Source organism: Micromonospora sp. WMMC273 (genome assembly GCF_027460285.1).
Taxonomy (GTDB): Bacteria; Actinomycetota; Actinomycetes; order Mycobacteriales; family Micromonosporaceae; genus Micromonospora; species Micromonospora aurantiaca.
On sequence record NZ_JAPZBE010000001.1, the window covers coordinates 2314091 to 2330118 of the forward strand.

Annotated in this window: 13 protein-coding genes; 8 read left to right on the forward strand and 5 right to left on the reverse strand. The window is 75.6% G+C overall.

All coding sequences use genetic code 11. The features are described from left to right. The first annotated feature begins 2 nt into the window (after window positions 1-2). The 7 genes from O7611_RS10750 (at window position 3) to O7611_RS10780 (ending at window position 10823) form a co-directional block, all read left to right on the forward strand. A complete protein-coding gene (locus O7611_RS10750; protein ID WP_269696726.1) occupies window positions 3-944 on the forward strand; it encodes an enediyne biosynthesis protein UnbU in 942 nt (313 codons plus the stop codon). Beyond that, a complete protein-coding gene (locus O7611_RS10755) occupies window positions 941-6646 on the forward strand; it encodes a type I polyketide synthase (RefSeq protein WP_269696727.1) in 5706 nt (1901 codons plus the stop codon). Before O7611_RS10750 ends, O7611_RS10755 begins: the two co-directional genes overlap by 4 nt. After that, window positions 6643-7101 (forward strand): acyl-CoA thioesterase, encoded by a 459-nt coding sequence (locus tag O7611_RS10760; RefSeq protein WP_269696728.1) that lies wholly within the window; start codon window positions 6643-6645, stop codon window positions 7099-7101. Before O7611_RS10755 ends, O7611_RS10760 begins: the two co-directional genes overlap by 4 nt. Continuing rightward, window positions 7098-7772, forward strand: coding sequence for an NADPH-dependent F420 reductase (locus O7611_RS10765; protein ID WP_269696729.1), 675 nt, complete (start codon window positions 7098-7100; stop codon window positions 7770-7772). Before O7611_RS10760 ends, O7611_RS10765 begins: the two co-directional genes overlap by 4 nt. A gap of 24 nt (window positions 7773-7796) precedes the next feature. Further along, window positions 7797-8723: a hypothetical protein gene (locus O7611_RS10770; protein WP_194799997.1), complete on the forward strand. Its 927-nt coding sequence runs from the start codon at window positions 7797-7799 to the stop codon at window positions 8721-8723. 248 nt (window positions 8724-8971) lie between these two features. Next, a complete protein-coding gene (locus O7611_RS10775) occupies window positions 8972-10198 on the forward strand; it encodes a multidrug effflux MFS transporter (protein WP_269698079.1) in 1227 nt (408 codons plus the stop codon). Window positions 10199-10247: 49 nt separating this feature from the next. After that, window positions 10248-10823 (forward strand): adenylate kinase, encoded by a 576-nt coding sequence (locus O7611_RS10780; RefSeq protein ID WP_269696730.1) that lies wholly within the window; start codon window positions 10248-10250, stop codon window positions 10821-10823. Here the strand turns inward: O7611_RS10780 and O7611_RS10785 are convergent, their stop codons facing one another. The 3 genes from O7611_RS10785 to O7611_RS10795 are packed head-to-tail and all read right to left on the reverse strand — an operon-like array spanning window position 10824 to window position 12973. Beyond that, the gene (locus tag O7611_RS10785) at window positions 10824-11771 is read right to left on the reverse strand and encodes an acyltransferase domain-containing protein (protein ID WP_269696731.1); all 948 of its coding nucleotides are present in this window, start codon (window positions 11769-11771) and stop codon (window positions 10824-10826) included. It lies immediately after the preceding gene. 48 nt (window positions 11772-11819) lie between these two features. Beyond that, window positions 11820-12131 carry a TraR/DksA family transcriptional regulator gene (locus O7611_RS10790; RefSeq protein ID WP_194800000.1) on the reverse strand — a complete coding sequence of 104 codons (312 nt, stop codon included), beginning with the start codon at window positions 12129-12131 and terminating at the stop codon, window positions 11820-11822. Between the two features lie 2 nt (window positions 12132-12133). After that, complete coding sequence (locus O7611_RS10795; protein WP_194800001.1) at window positions 12134-12973, reverse strand: rod shape-determining protein; 840 nt, start codon at window positions 12971-12973, stop codon at window positions 12134-12136. A 437-nt stretch (window positions 12974-13410) separates the two neighbouring features. Here O7611_RS10795 and O7611_RS10800 point away from each other — a divergent pair, with 437 nt between their 5' ends. Next, window positions 13411-13641, forward strand: coding sequence for a potassium transporter TrkA (locus tag O7611_RS10800; RefSeq protein ID WP_194800002.1), 231 nt, complete (start codon window positions 13411-13413; stop codon window positions 13639-13641). A 42-nt stretch (window positions 13642-13683) separates the two neighbouring features. On the opposite strand, the gene O7611_RS10805 is transcribed toward O7611_RS10800, so the two are convergent. Beyond that, window positions 13684-14910, reverse strand: a complete 1227-nt coding sequence (locus O7611_RS10805; RefSeq protein ID WP_194800003.1) for a PucR family transcriptional regulator — start codon at window positions 14908-14910, stop codon at window positions 13684-13686. A gap of 94 nt (window positions 14911-15004) precedes the next feature. Next, entirely contained in the window at window positions 15005-15949 is a 945-nt protein-coding gene (locus O7611_RS10810; RefSeq protein WP_269698080.1) for a hypothetical protein, read from the reverse strand. Window positions 15950-16028: the final 79 nt, after the last annotated feature.

Here is a 16028-nt window from a genome sequence, read left to right on the forward strand (position 1 = left end):
CCATGGCCAACAAGGACCCCCGGATCGTCGCGCTGCGCCGGTTCGCCCTGTCCATCACCGTGTTCACGCTGCTGGGGCACACGGTCCTCGGATTCGAGCAGTCGTGGCTCACGCCGATCGCCGCGCTGCTCATCGCGTACGCTCTCGAGCTTCTCCTGGAGACGCTCGAGGCCCGCGTCGAGCGCCGCCCGGTGCGCTACCGAGGCTCCGCCATCGACCTCGTCAACTTCCTGCTGCCCGCGCACATCGGCGGGCTGGCCTGCGCGATGCTGCTCTACGGCAACGAGCGGCTGTGGCCCACCCTGTTCGCCGTCACCGTCGCGATCGCGAGCAAGTACGTGGTGCGGGTGCGCTTGACCGCCGGGGGAGCGGCGAAGCACGTCCTCAACCCGAGCAACTTCGGCATCGTCGTGACGCTGCTCTGCTTCACCTGGGTGGGGATCGCACCGCCGTACCAGTTCACCGCGAACATCAACGGGATCTGGGACTGGGTGGTGCCCGGCGCGATCCTGGCCGCCGGCACGATGCTCAACGCCAAGCTGACCCGGCGCGGGCCGCTGGTCGCCGCCTGGGTCGCGGGCTTCGCCGCACAGGCGGTGCTGCGGTCGGTGATCTTCGACCACGCTCTGGTGGCGGCGCTCCTGCCGATGACCGGCGTGGCGTTCGTCCTGTTCACCAACTACATGATCACCGACCCCGGAACCACCCCGCACGCGCCGCGCCGGCAGGTCGTGTTCGGTCTGGCCACCGCGGCGGTCTACGGCACGCTGGTGCTCCTGCACATCGAGTTCGGGCTGTTCTTCGCGCTCACCACCGTGTGCGTCGGCCGCTGGGTGGTGATCGTGACCGCCCGCCGGATCCGCGAGCGGCGGCAGCCGGTCACCGGACCCGGTGCGCCGGAACGCGCCTCCCAGTCCGCCGTCCCGGTCGGAGCCCAGGCATGACCGGCACGAGAGCCCCGATCGTCGTGGTGGGCATGGCCTGCCGGTACCCGGACGCCGCGGACCCGGGGCAGCTCTGGCAGACGGTGCTCGGGCGCCGGCGCGCCTTCCGGCCCCTGCCACCGGAACGGCTGCCGGTCGCCGACTACCACCGGCCCGGACCCGAGGAGGTCGACCACACGTACGTCGACCGCGCCGCCGTCCTCAGCGACTGGGTGTTCGACCGGTCCCGCTTCCACGTGCCCGGTGAGGTCTTCCGGGCGGTCGACCTGACCCACTGGCTGGCCCTGGAGGTGGCCGCGGACGCGCTCGCCGACGCCGGCTGCCCGGCGGGCGCGGGCCTGCCCGACGACCGGGTCGGCGTGCTGCTCGGCAACTCGATGACCGGCGAGTTCAGCCGCGCCAACGGGCTCCGCCTGCGCTGGCCCTACGTGCAGCGGCTGCTCGCCGAGACGCTGGCGGGGCTGGACCTGTCGGACGCCGAGCGGGAGAAGCTGCTCGCCACCGCGGAGGACCGGTTCAAGGAGCCGTTCCCGCCGCCGGGCGAGGAGACGCTCGCCGGGGCGTTGTCAAACACCATCGCCGGCCGGATCTGCAACCACTTCGACTTCCACGGCACCGGCTACACGGTCGACGCCGCCTGTGCCTCGTCGCTGATGGCTGTCGCCACGGCCGCCCGGATGCTCGCCGACGGCGATCTCGACGTGGCGCTGGCGGGCGGTGTGGACCTCAGCCTCGATCCGCTGGAACTGGTCGGCTTCGCCCGCGTGGGCGCGCTGGCCACCGGCGACATGCGGATCTACGACTCGCGGCCGACCGGGTTCCTGCCGGGGGAGGGCTGCGGGATCCTGGTCCTGTGCCGTGAGGACTTCGCCGCGGAACACGGCCTGCGGCCGTACGCGCGGCTGCACGGCTGGGGCACGTCGTCGGACGGCAACGGCGGGCTGACCCGGCCCGAGCCCGCCGGCCAGCTGCTCGCGCTGCGGCGCGCGTACGACCGGGCGGGTCTCACTCCCGAGCAGGTGTCGTTCGTGGAGGGGCACGGCACCGGCACCGCTGTCGGCGACGAGACCGAACTGTCCGCGCTGCGCGACCTGCACGCCGGCCGCCGCCTCCCGGCGGTGCTCGGCAGCGTGAAGGCGAACATCGGGCACACCAAGGCGGCGGCCGGAGTCGCCGGGATGATCAAGGCCGTACTCGCGATCCACCACCAGGTGATCCCGCCGACCACCGGCTGCGAGTCACCGCATCCCGCACTGGCCGCCGCCGGGTCGCCGCTGGTGGTGACCGACGAGCCGACGCCGTGGCCCGGCCCGGACCGGTACGCGTCGGTCAGCGCCATGGGCTTCGGCGGCATCAACGCCCACGTGGTGCTGGGCGGGATCACGCCCACCACCCGCCGGGTCGTCACCGACGCCGAGCGCCGGGCCGCCCGTCCCATGCCGTCCCACGAGGTGGTGGTGTGCGCGGCGGCCGACCGTGCGGCCCTGACCGCGCGGCTGACCGACCTGGCCGATCTGGCCGGCCGGCTGTCCCGGGCGGAACTGGGTGATCTCGCGGCCACGCTGGCCGCGGAGCCGGTCGCCGAGGGCGCCGTCCGGTTCGCCGCCGTGGTACGCGACCCGGACGGCCTGGTCCGCGCCGCCCGGCGCGCCGTGACCGCGCTGGCCGACGCGAACACCGAGCTGTTCGACCCGGAGGCCGGTGTCTTCCTCGGCGCCGGCGCGGCGCCCCGGATCGGTTACCTGTTCTCCGGACAGGGATCCCCGGTCCGTCCGGGCGCGGGCGCGCTGGGGGAGCTGCTCGACGGACCGCTCGCCGGGTACGACCCGGAGGTGGAGGTCGCGGCGGGCGCCGTGCCGGACACCGCAGTCGCCCAGCCCGCCATCCTGCGGGCCTCGCTCGCCGGTCTGACCTGGCTGCGCCGGCTGGGGGTGGAGGCCGAGGCGGCCGTCGGGCACAGCCTCGGCGAGATCGGCGCGCTGTGCTGGGCGGGGGCACTCGACGACAAGGAAGCCCTCGACCTGGTACGCGTTCGAGGCCGGCTGATGAGCGACGCGCCGGGTCGCGGCGCGATGGCCGCCGTCGCCGGGCCCGCGGACCGGGTCCGCGAGCTGCTCCGCCCGGGCCCGGTCGTGGTCGCCGGGGAGAACAGCGCGGAGCAGTGCACGGTGTCCGGCCCGGCCGCGGAGGTGGCCCGGTTCGTCGCCGGCGCCCCGTCCGCCGGCCTGCGGGCCACCGCACTGCCGGTCTCGCACGCCTTCCACTCGCCGATGATGGCTGCCGCGAGCCTCGCCCTGCGCGATCACCTCACCGGACTCGCCGGGCGGGCACCCCGACGGCCGGTCTGCTCCACGGTGACCGGTGACTGGCTGGACACCGGCACCGACCTCGCCGGCCTGCTCACCCGTCAGCTCGTCGAGCCGGTCCGCTTCCGCGACGCGCTGGCGCGCCTGGCCGAGCGAACCGACCTGCTGATCGAGGTGGGCCCCGGCGCCGTGCTGGCCGGGCTGGCCGCGGATCTGCCGGACGCCCGCGTGGTGGCTCTCGACTCGGGCGCACCCGGCCCGCACGGCATCGCCACCGTGACCGCCGCGCTGTTCGCGACGGGCGCCGGGCCGGACGTGGGCGCCTACTACGCGCGCCGGGCGTGCCGCCGGCTCACGCCGGACTGGCGGCCGGTCTTCCTGCGCAACCCCTGCGAGGGCACCGGCGGACCGGCGCGGTCGCCGCAGCCGCCTCGTCCCCGTCCGGCGCCCGCCACGCCGACATCCGCCCCGCCCGTGGTCACCGTGGACGACACCGACCTGCTGAGCGCCGTCACCCGGCGGGTGGCGGCCATGGTCGAACTCGACGCGGCCACGCTACGCCCGGACACCCGGCTCGTCGCCGACCTGCACCTCAGCTCGCTGCGGGTCAGCCAGCTCGCCGTGGACGCCGCTGCGGCGGTCGGCCGGTCGGCACCTGCGGTCCCGGCCGCCCTGGCCGACGCCACCATCGACCAGCTCGCCGCGATGCTCGCCACGCTGCCCGCGGCAGGGGAGGCCGACGCCCCACCGGCCGGCATCGCCAGTTGGGTGCGCGCCTTCACCGACCGGTTCGTCGAGTCCGCCGCCCCGACGACCAGGCCGGGCGCCCGGCGCGGGTGGACGGTGCTCGGTACCGAGGACCACCCGCTGAGCAAGGGGGTGGCCGAGCACTTCCCGCTCGCCGACCCCCCGGACGCGCGGTTGCTGCTGCTGCCACCGGGCCTCACGGTGCCGGCGGAGCTGGTCGTGACCGCGCTGCGCGCCACCGCCGCCGACGGGCTGCCGCTCGTGGTGCTGCACCACGGCGGGGTGGGCGCCGCGGTCGGCCGCAGCCTCGCCGTGGAGCGGCCGGGCGCCGCGGTGATGGTCGCCGAGACCCCGGTGGACGACCGCTGCCTCAAGCTCGTCGCCGAGGCGTCCGTCGACTGGACCGGCTACGTCGAGGTCGTCTACGACGAGGACGGTGTCCGCACCACCCGGGTCGCCGCTCCGCTCGCGCTGTCCCGCCGGGACGAGCGCATCCCGCTGGCTCCGGGCGACGTGCTGCTGGCCACCGGCGGGGCGAAGGGCATCGGGCTGGAGTGCGCCGCCGCGGTGTGCCAGGCCACCGGTGCCACGGCGGTGCTCTTCGGGCGCAGCCCCGGCACGGACCCGGAGGTCCGGGACGGCCTGGACCGGCTGACCGCGCTCGGGATCACCGCCGGCTACCACGCCGTCGACGTCAGCGACGGGCCCGCCGTCACCGTCGCCGTCACCGCCGTCCAGAAGCGGTACGGACCGGTACGCGGGCTGCTGCACGCCGCCGGCCACAACACGCCGCGGCGGATCGAGGACGTGACCGTCGAGGGTCTCCGCGCGACGCTGGCACCGAAGGCCGACGGCTTCGACCACCTGGTCGCGGCCCTCGGCGACGATCTGCGCTTCGCCGTGGCCTTCGGATCCGTCATCGGCCGCACCGGGTTGACCGGCCAGTCGGAGTACGCCGTCGCCAACGAGTGGCTCGCCCGGCGCTGCGCGGAACTGACGCGGGAGCGGCCCGGCACCCGTTGGCTGACGGTGCAGTGGTCGGCCTGGTCCGGCGTCGGCATGGGGGTCCGCCTCGGCGTCCTCGACGCGCTGGTGCGCGACGGGCTCGAGCCGATCAGCGTCCTGGCCGGCACCGACCTGCTGTTGCGCCTGCTGGCGGCACCGGACACCGGGCCGTGCGTGCTGGCCGCCGGTCGTCTGCCCGCCGGACCGACCCTGCGCTACCGCGACGACGACCGCACCGGCGGGCGGTTCGCCGAGCGGGTGCTGGCGCTGACGCCGGGGGTGGAGAGCGTCGTCGGCGCCACCCTGACCGCCGGCACCGACCCCTACCTGTCCGACCACGTCGTCGACGGCGTCCCGCTGCTGCCCGCCGTGCTGGGGCTGGAGGCGATGACGCAGGCCGCCACAGGGCTCACCGGGGCGCCGGGGACGCCGGTGCGCCTCACCGGCGTACGGCTCGAACGGCCGGTGACGGTGACCGACCGGCGCGACATCCGGGTCGCGGCGCTGGTCCACGACGACGGGCGGGTGGAGGCCGCGCTGCGCAGCGACGACACCGGCTTCGCGGTGGACCACTTCGCGGCGGTCGTGACCACCGGCGCCGTGCCGGCACCCGATCCGGCGGTGCCGGCGCCGGCCGTGCGGCTCGGGGAGCCGGGCCTGCCGGCGACGGGCCTCTACGGCGGCCTCTACTTCCACGGGCCCGCGTTCCGGCGGGTGCGCGGATATCACGCGCTGAGCGCGTACCGGTGCGTGTTCTCGGTCCGCGCCGAACCCGGCACCGCGTGGTTCGGCATGTACCTCGACGCGTCGCTGCGGCTCGGCGACCCGGGCGCCCGTGACGCCGTGCTGCACGGGCTGCAGGGCTGTGTCCCGGACCGGCGCGTGCTTCCGGTCTCCGTCGAGCGGATCACCGTGTGGCACCGGCCGTCCGGCGTGCTCACCGTCACCGCCCGGCAGCGCGCGGAGGACGGTGCCGAGTTCGTCTACGACGTGCTGGTGACCGACGAGTCGGGCCGCCCGGTCGAGGAGTGGACGGGGCTGGTCCTGCGCGCGGTGGCCGAGATCGGCTGGTCCGAGATGCCGGCGTTCCTCGCCGGTCCGGCAGTGGCCCGGCGGCTGCGGCACCGGCATCCCGGCATCGATGCCGCGGTGCTCCCCGCGACGCGCGGCGACGGAGGGCCCACCGTCCGGTTGGCCGACTGGCTCGACGGCGCCGCGCTGAGCGAGCCCGCAGGTGCACGGCACGCCGGCGACGGTCGGGTCACGGCGCCGGGCGGCGGTGGCGTCTCGGCCAGCCACCTCGACGACCTCGTGCTCGTGACGGTGGCCCCGGGCCCGGTCGGCGTCGACTGGGAACGTGTGGACGACCGCCCGCCGCCGCTGGAGGAACGGCACCGGGCCCTCGCCGTGCGGCTCGCCGCCGAGTCCGGGGAGGACGAGGTGGTTGCGGCCGTCCGCGTGTGGACGGCGATCGAGGTGACCCGCAAGCTCGGGCTCGGGCCCTCGGCGCCGCTGGTGTTCACCGGCCGGGAGCCGTCCGGCACGCTCGGCCTGCGCAGCGGCGACCACGTCCTGAGCAGTGTGCTGCTGCGGACGGCCGGGGACGCGCGGCAGGTGGCGGTGTGCGTGGGGACGCCGGCATGAGCGCCCCGGTCTACCGCTACCGGCACCGGGTGACGTTCGACGAGACGAACCTGGTGGGAAACGTCTACTTCGCCCACTACGCCCACTGGCAGGGGCACTGCCGGGAGCACTTCCTCGCCGAGCAGGCGCCCTCCGTGCTCGCCGCCCTGTCGGACGGGCTGGCGCTGGTCACCGTGTCGATGTCGGTCGAGTTCTACGCCGAGAGCCACGCCTTCGACACGGTCGAGATCGAGATGTCGCTCGTCGAGCTCAACGGCAATCGCATCACGATGGGCTTCGACTATCGCCGGGTCCGCCCGGACGGCGCTCCCGCCGCGCTGATCGCGCGGGGCCGGCAGACGGTGGCCGTCATGGAGCGGGTCGACGGTCAGTTGCAGCCGACCCCGGTGCCGGCCGACCTGGCGGCCGCGCTCGCCGTCTACCGCCGTTCCGCGGCGGGGGTGTGGGTCCGATGACAGTCGGCGTCATCGGCTGCGGGCGGATGGGCGTCGCCGTCACCCGCGCGGTCGCCGCCGCGCGCTGCAGCGTGCTGCTCGCCGGACGGACACCCGGGGCGGCGGCCGCCGCCACCGCCGGCGTACCGGGAGCCTTCGCCGCCGACATCCGCGTCGTCCTCGAACGGGCCTCCCTCGTCGTGCTCGCCGTTCCGCTCGGTCCGGCCTGCCGGGTGCTGACCGAGACCCCGGTGCCGGGCCGGGGCCGTCCGCTCCTGGACGTCACCAATCCGGCGCTCGGCGGCGAGGAGGTGCCGCCCGGCTCGTCGGGGGCCCACCTGATCGCGGCGGCGGCACCCGCCGGCTGGCACGTCGTCAAGGCGCTGAACACCGTGCCCGCGGCGATGGTCGGCGAGCCGCGCTGCGGCGGGCTGCCGGTCTCCCTGCCGCTGGCCGGCGACGACGCCGGGGCCAAGGGGGTCGCCGGTGCGCTGCTGTCCCGGCTCGGCTTCGCGCCGATCGACGTCGGCGGGCTCGAACACGCCCGGGAGCTGGAGTGGCTGGCCATGCTCCTCCAGGCCGTCAACCAGCGTCACGGCGTACACGGGCGGATCGGGCTGCACATCTGCGGCCCGGACGGCCCGGTGCGATCACTCCACACACCCGCGGTGCCGGGTGTGCGTCTCCCGTAACCGATCACCCATCGAGGAGGAACCATGTCCGTAGCCGACCGGGGAGCAGTCCCGGTAGTCACCGTCGACGCGACACCGCAGGGCCGCACGTCCGCGGCCCTCGGCTTCGCCGTGGCGGGCGCGGTGGCCGGGGTGCTGCTCGCCGTCGCCTGGTCGTTCACCTTCGTCGACTCGGTGATCGGCGACAACATCGCGAACTCTCTCCTGGGTCACGACGCGAAGGCGACGGCGATCGGCGGCTCCGTCGCCGGGCTCGCCTTCGCCTTCGTGTCCGGCCTGGCCGGCACGTTCACCGCCTGCAACGTCGCCGCGTTCGGGATGGTCCCGCAGGTCACCAGGGAGACGACGAGGTCCGGACTGCGCGGACTGCTCGCCCCGCTGGGCTGGCTCACCGCCGGGAGCATGGCTGTCGCGCTGACCTACGGTGCCGTGGGCGTGCTGCTCGGGGACCGTCTGCCGCAGCTGTCCACCGCGACCACGGCCGGCGGCGTACCGGTGCGGCTCGTGCAGGCGTCCGTCGTGTTCGGGCTGGCCGGCCTGGCCCTGCTCTACCTCGGCCTGGCGGCGTTGAAGCTGGTTCCGGACCCGTTCGCCGGCCGGCCTCGGGCCCGCCTGGTCGCGCTGGGCGTCATCATCGGCGCCTTCCTGATCGGCCGCCCGTTCCCGCTCTTCCACAAGCTCTTCCTCTACGCGGTGGCCGACAACAACCCGGCGTACGGCGCGGCCGTGTTCGGCCTGCAGACGCTCGGCAACATGCTGGTGATGGTCCTCGTCGTGGTGATCGCGTCGAGGCTGACCGGCGGGCGCCTGCTCACCGCCCCGAGCCGGCGCGGCACCGTGCTGTCGGGCGTCGCGCTGGTGCTCGTCGGCGTGTTCCTCATCGTCTACTGGGACGTACGGGTGCCGGCCCTCTTCGGGGTGGGCTGGTTCCCGACCGCTCCCTGGAACTGATCCTGCCCGCCCCGAGCTGCCGGTGCCGGCTCAGCCGGCGCCGGCAGCGACGCCGGTCCCTGTCCGGCGGCGTGCCGCACCGGCCGGTAGGCGGGTGACCTGCGTTACCTCTTGCCGAGACGGGAATGTGATCACCGGGGGCGCATTTGACTCACTGTGTGAGTGCCGCACCCGCCCGCGCCCGGTCGCACGACCGGGCCGGGACGCCCCAGACGACCGATGCCGCCCCGACGCCCACCCCTGGTGACCTGAAGAGCCGAGGCCAGCGGCTGAAGCTCGTGCTGGTCCTCGGCTCGCTGATCGCCGTGGGTCCGCTGACGATCGACATGTACCTGCCCGCGCTGCCCGCGATCGTCACGGACTTCGCCACCACGTCGGCGGCGGTCCAGTTGACGCTCACCGGCACGCTCGCCGGGCTCGCCGTCGGGCAGCTGCTGATCGGGCCGCTGTCGGACGCGGTCGGGCGGCGCCGCCCGCTGATCGCCGGCCTCCTGCTGCACATCGTGGCGTCGGCGCTGTGCGTGATCGCCCCGAACGTCGCCGTCCTCGGCGTCCTGCGCGTCGTGCAGGGCCTCGGCGTCGCCGCGACCGCCGTGGTGGCGATGGCGGTGGTGCGTGACCTGTTCAGCGGCGCGGCGTTCGCCACGCTGTTGTCCCGGCTGCTGCTGGTGATGGGCGCGGCCCCGGTCCTCGCGCCGACGCTGGGCGGCGGCGTGCTGCGGTGGACCGACTGGCGCGGCGTGTTCGTGGTCCTGGCCGTCTTCGGGGTGCTGCTCGTCGTGCTGGCCACGATCGCGCTGCCCGAGACGCTGCCGCCCGTGCGGCGCCGGCGCGGCGGAGTCGTCGCGACCGTCCGGACGTACGGCGGGCTGCTGCGGGACCGGGTCTTCGTCGGGCTGGTCCTGGTCGCCGGGCTGGCCATGGCCGCGCTGTTCGCGTACGTCGCGGGGTCGTCGTTCGTGCTGCAGGACGGGTACGGGCTCGACGAGCAGCAGTTCGGCCTGGCGTTCGGCGCGGGCGCGATCGGCCTGATCGGCGCCACCCAGTACAACGTGCGGCTGCTGCGGCGCTACCCGTCGCAGTGGATCCTGGTGACCTCGCTGGCGGCGGGCACGGTGGCCGGGCTGGCGCTGGTGGTGTTCGCCGCGACCGGCTTCGGTGGGCTGCCCGCCCTGCTGGTGTCGCTGTGGCTGGTGCTGGCGGCGGCGGGCCTGGCCATGCCGAACGCCCCGGCGCTGGCGCTGTCCCGCCACGGGGAGGCGGCCGGCACCGCCTCGGCCCTGCTCGGCGCCGTGCAGTTCGGCGTGGGCGCGGTGGCCGCGCCGCTGGTGGGCGTACTCGGCACCGGCGCGGTGGCGATGGCGCTGGTGGTGGCCGGCGGGATGGTGGCGGCGCTGGTGGTGCTGCTGGTGGTCGTGCGGCCGTCCCAGCTCGCCGGCCTGGAGGCGGCACCGGCGGTCGCTGTCGCGCACTGACCGGGCCGCCCGGATCGCGCCGGGTGCGCGCGGTGCCTACGCTGCTGCCATGACCGCCCCGGCCCGCATCCTGGTCGAGGGGATCCACGGCTCCGGCAAGTCGACGCTCGCCGCGCATCTGGCGCAGCGGTTCGGTCTGCCCTGGCATCCGGTCGACGACCTGCTGTGGGAGCCCGGCTGGGTCGAGGTGCCGGTGGCCGAGCAGCGTCGCCGGATCGAGGCGATCTGCCGGCGCGACAGCTGGATCCTCGACGGCGCGTACCACGGCTGGCGGGACGTGGTCCTCGGCCGCGCCGACCTGGTGATCGGCCTGGACCTTCCGCGCGCGGTCTCGTTCCGGCGGCTGCTGCGGCGCACGCTGCGGCGGCTGGCCGGTGGCGAGCTGATCTGCAACGGCAACCGGGAGACGCTGCGCAGCGTATTGTCCCGCGACTCGATCCTGGTGTGGCACCTGACCGGGTTCGGCCGGGCACGGCGGCGGATGCGGGCCTGGGCGGCCGACCCGGCCGGGCCGCCGGTGCTGCTGTTCGGCGACCAGGCCGCGCTCGACGACTGGCTGGCCCGCGGAGCGCCGCTGCCGCCGCATGCCGGCCCGGACCGGGGCGGCATGCGGCCGCTGACGTGACTACATCGGGAAGCGGCCCTGGCGCCACTGCCAGTGGCGACCGGCCCGCATGTGGTCGATCACCGCGCGCTGGAGGGCGGTGCGGCGCGGCAGCCGGTCCAGCGGCGTGCTCAGGCTGCGGAACACGAACCGCAGCACCTCGACGTCGCCGTCCGGCGTGTCCTGCTCCTGGTGGGGCTCGAGCGTGAACCGCCGCTGGAACCGGATGATGTTGGAGTCCTCCGGCAGGTATTCGCGCAACTGCGGGTCGAGCAGCCAGGAACCGCAGGAGAACGCGGTGTAGCGCTCGCCGGGGAAGTGGCGCGGGAAGAACGCGCGGGCCCGGTCCAGCGACGCGTCGACCGCCTCCGGGGTCAGCGGTCCCGAGTCCGGGATGTGCAGGCCGATCGCGCCGCCGTCGCCGCGCTGGTGCTGGAGCCGGCCCAGCTCGTAGAGGCCACCGCGCACGTGCAGCGTCAGCCAGCTCTGCATGACCGGCCAGCCGTCGCCGTTCATCCGCCGGTCGACGGCGAGGTTGTTGCCCAGGTCGGCGAGTGTCGCCCAGGACACGTCGTCGGGGACGCCGTGGTCGCGGTGGTAGGCCCGGACCACGTCGACGAGTGCGAGGTACGCGTAGACGTAGAGGTGCCGCCAGGCCGGACCCCGGTCGCGCGGCAGCGCCGGGCCCGGGGTCAGCCAGGCGTGGCCGCCGAGGTCGGCGCGGACCAGGGCGGTCGAGCGGTCGAGCAGCCAGCGCAGCTCGGCGGTCCACAGTGGTGACCCCGGTTCCGGCCAGCCCGCGAGGATCTCGGCGGCGTCGTCGGGGCGTACCGCGAGCCGGGCCAGCAGGGCCGGCGCGTCCGCCCGGCCGGGCAGCGGCGCGGAGGGCAGGTCACCGGCGAGCCGGTGCACCCGGTCGACCTCCTCGGCGGGCACGCCGAGCCGGCCGGCGACGTCATCGACATTCATGGCGGTGACGCTACCGGCCGGCGCCCGCCCCGACCGCCCCGTGCGTGCTCAGCGGCGTTGCTGGCACGGCACGCAGAAGCGGGCCGAGGGCAGGATCTCCAGGCGGGCGGTCGGGATGTCCAGCCCGCAGCGCTCGCAGACGCCGTACGTGCCCTCGGACATGCGCTTCAGCGCCTGGGCGGTGTCCGCGACGCCCTGCCGGGCGGTCTCGACGAGCCGGCGCAGCGTGTCCGGGTCGTGGCCGCCGTAGTCGGGCTGCCGCGTGTGCAGCGTCAGCTCGGTGAGCTGGTCGGTGTACTCGCCGAACTGCCGGTCCAGCAGTTCGCGCAGCGTTTCGGTGCGGTTGAGGGCGTGCGTCATGATCAGGCGTTCCTTTCCGGGCGGCGCGGGGTGTCGTGCGGGTGTCGCAGGGCCGAGATGGCGGCCATGCCGGCGCCGGTCAGCGCGGCGGTACGCGGTGACGCGGCCCGGTGCACCGTCGCGCCGAGCGTGGCGACCAGGCGGGCGGTCACGTCGGGCCGGGTGGCGCCGTCACCGATGACGATCGGGCCACGGGCCAGCGCGTCGCGGACCAGGGGCCGTAGCGTCGCGTCCTGCCGCAGCTCGCGTACCAGCCGGGCGGTGGTGTCGGCGAGCATGGCGGCGGTCGTCGCGTGGTTGAGGTCCCGCGTGCCGACATCGGCCCGGCGGGCGGCGACCACCCGGCCGTCCTCCAGCAGCGCCACCTCGGTGAGCTGGGCGCCGATGTCGGCGACCAGCAGGGTGCCGGCGGCGGCGCCGGCGCCGATGGCACCCGCCCGGACGCTGTCGAGGAACAGCAGCCGGGACGGCGCGAGCACGGCGGTGAGCACCCGGCGGGTCGCCTCCTGCTCGGCCGGCGCGGCGAGCACCGGACGGCAGGCCACGACCAGCGCCCCGACCGGGACCGGGGTGCGGTGGTCGCGCAGGATCCGCCGCAGCTCGGAGACGCAGGCCGGGCCGTCGACGATCCGGCCGCGCCGCACGACCGGGCTGCGCAGGCCGTGGCCGAGCGGGACGCTCAGCGTCCGGCCCGGTCCGAGCCAGATCCGCAGCAGGCTGCTGCCGAGGTCCACGGCGATCGGCGCCGCGTCGACGGTGACCGGCGGGCGGCTGCCGTGGGAGCGGCCGATCAGCATGCCGGTACGGACCGGTGGGCGAATGGCGGTGACAGGGTGCGGCATACCGACCTCTTTCGGATCAGGGTGCCCAACGGGCGGTGGACGTGCGGGGGAGGGGCGTGGCCGGGGCCGCGGGCGTCGGATTCACTCGACGACGCCGGCGGCCGGGGGCTCAGACGCGCTTCTGGTCGCCGCTCGCAGATCGGGACGCGAGGAGACCGGCGAACACCGGTGGCGGAGCCATCGACGTGCGGGTCATGCTCACCACCTCCTCGCTACTCGGGTACCGCCTCGGACCTCCAGCGTCGCCGGGAACGTCGCGCGCGGCACTGCGCACCACCGGCCAACAAAGGGCGCAATGATTGCCGGTCGCCGGAACCCGGATCCGCCCATACCCCCTGGCTATGGTTGACACATGGAGAACGCGAGCTCAGCTCGAACGTCCACCGCGTCGCCGTAGCTCCGGCCGGCTCCGGCGGCCGCGTGCGAAGGAGGTCCCCGTGATCGTCGAACGTACGAACCTCCCCGGCATCGGGGTCCGGCACACGCTGGTCACCGAGGAGGGCCGTCGCATCGGGGTGATCGACTACCAGGTGGGCGGCCGGCGTGACGTCGTCCACGACGACCCGGACGACCCGGACCGCATGGTCACGCTCACGCTCACCCGTGACGAGGCGTCGGCCCTGGCCAACCTGCTCGGCTTCCCGGAGCTGGTCGCCGTACCGGCCTGAGCCGCCGGTCACACCGGCGGCGGGCCCGGGCCGGCGCCGGTCCTACGCCGGCAGCGGCCGGCGCGGCCAGTCCAGTGCCCGCGCGCCGAGCACTGCGGCGTGCAGCGTGAACCGGTCCCGCGCGTCGGCGGGGTCGTAGCCGCTCAACGCCCGGATCCGGGCCAGCCGGTAGGTGACCGTGCGCACCGACACGTGCAGCCGGCGGGCGGCCTCGGTCGACACCTCGCCGCAGGCGAAGTACTCGGTGAGCGTGTCCAGCAGCGGCTCGGCGCCACCACGCGCCTGGGCCAGCGGCGTCAGCACCGCCCGTACCAGGTCGACCATGGCGGGCTGGTCGCGCAGCAGCACGCGGTAGATCAGCAGGTCGTGCGCGTCGATCACGGATGCCTCGCTGTGCAGGCGGCGCGCCGTGGTGAGCGCCTCCCGGGCCTCCTCGTACGAGCGGGCGATGCCGTAGACGCCGGGGTGCGGACGGCCCACCGCCACCTGCCACGGCCGGCCCCGCACCAGGCGGTCCAGCTCACCGTGCATCAACGAGCCGAGGTTGCCGGTCGCGCCGGCGCCGCGGCCCCGGTCGGCGGTCACGGGATCCGCCGGGGCGATCACCACGAGCAGTCCTTCCTTCGTGGCCACCAGCACGTCCCGGTCACCGAGCCGGTCGAAGATGACCCGCTCCAGCGCGCTGATCGCCGCCTCGGTGTCCGGCAGCCGCCGGCCGGGCGCGGCCAGCGCGACCTGGTGCACCCGGGCCAGGTCCAGGCCGAACGGCTCGGCCCGTTCCACCAGCCCGCCCAGGTCGGAGTCGCCGCGCAGCAGGTCGTCGACGAGTTCCCGGCGCAGCGACTCCTCCCGCCGGACCAGTTCCCGGCGGGCCACCGCGTACCCCTCGGCGAGCGTGGCCACCGCGGTGTCGACCACGTGCAGCACGGCGTCGGCGGCGGCGCGGACCGCCTCGCTGTCGTCTGACCGGTCCAGGTGCGGCAGTTGCCGCCAGACGCGCCGCGCCGCGGAGAGGTAGAGACGTACCGCCCGGCCGGCGGAGATCCCCTGCTCGGCGGCGCGCCGGCCCAGCGCGCCGACCGCGTCGAGTTCGGCGCGGCGCGGGCGGCGGCCGGTCACCGCCGCGTCGGTCAGCAGCCGCAGGTAGTCGCCGAGCAACTCCACCGGCACGCCACCGGCGTCGGCGCCCGCCGCGCGGGCCACCTCGGCCAGCCACTGCTCGTCCTCGCCGCCCGCGACCGGCGCCGGACGGCGGGCGCTGTCGGTCATCGCGGTCCCCCCGGGCGGGGCCGGCACCGGACGCCGGCCCATCGCATCAGCCTAGGCGGGCCGTCCGGCGACCGGCCCGCGTGCGCCGCCTGTGTCATGCCCGCGACGACGGGTCGATCACCAGCGCCGGGCCGGTGCGCCGCCCGCCCCGGGGCCCGCGGGTCAGCAGCTCCGCGGCCCGCGCCGGGTCGTCGCCGGCGGCCACCTGATCGAGTACGTGCAGCCAGCGCTCGCGGTGCGCGTCGGTGAAGCCGGTGCCGACGACGGCGATCCGGCGGCCGGTGACCGGGCCGGGCGCGGCGTGCCCGCCCGGCTCGGTGGACCCGATCGCCGGCCCGGCCGGCACTCCTGCGGGGTCGGCGCGGTCCCCGGCGACGACGACGAGATCCGGTGATCCGCACCGGATCGCGCGGACCGATCCGGCGCGGTCCACCTCCACGATCGTGGCGCGCAGGTGCCCCGCCGGGGCGAGGTCGCGGACCACCTTCTCGAGCGCGCCGGCCAGGTGCGGCACGGTGCGCCGCGGTCCGGCGGCGGCCCGGCGGAACGCCTGCTCGATCGCCCGGCGTCCGGCGGGCGTGTCCAGCGCGGCGCCGGTGACAGTGCCGAGCAGGACGCGCAGCCCGCCACCGCGGACCGGTACGGCGGCGCCGATCTCGCCGGTCGTACCGCAGATCGCCAGCGCGGCGCTTCCCGGCCCGGCGGGCACGGTGAACACCGCGACGTCCGGCGGCGCGGCGGCGCGCGTCACCGCAGCGGTCCGCGTCCGGCGGCGCGCCCAGGCCAGGAGCGGCACCGCGGCCAGGCCGGCCGCCGAGGCGAGCAGCGCCTGCGGATCACTGCGGTGGCCGGGGACCACCGGTACGACGACGGACAGCGCGACCAGCACGCCCGCCCACGCCGACACCAGCGCCGCGACCCGGGGCCGGGCGGAGACGCCGAGCAGTCCCGGCAGCAGCACCCAGCCGACCGGCGTGCTGACCTCGGCGAGGCCCATCAGCATCGCGTTCCCGGTGGTGCCCGCCAGGGCGGCTCGCATCGGCAGCACGCCGACAACCCTATCGGGGCGACCGCCGGACGCCGACCGGTGTACCGGGCAAAGCAAACCTCACTCCTTA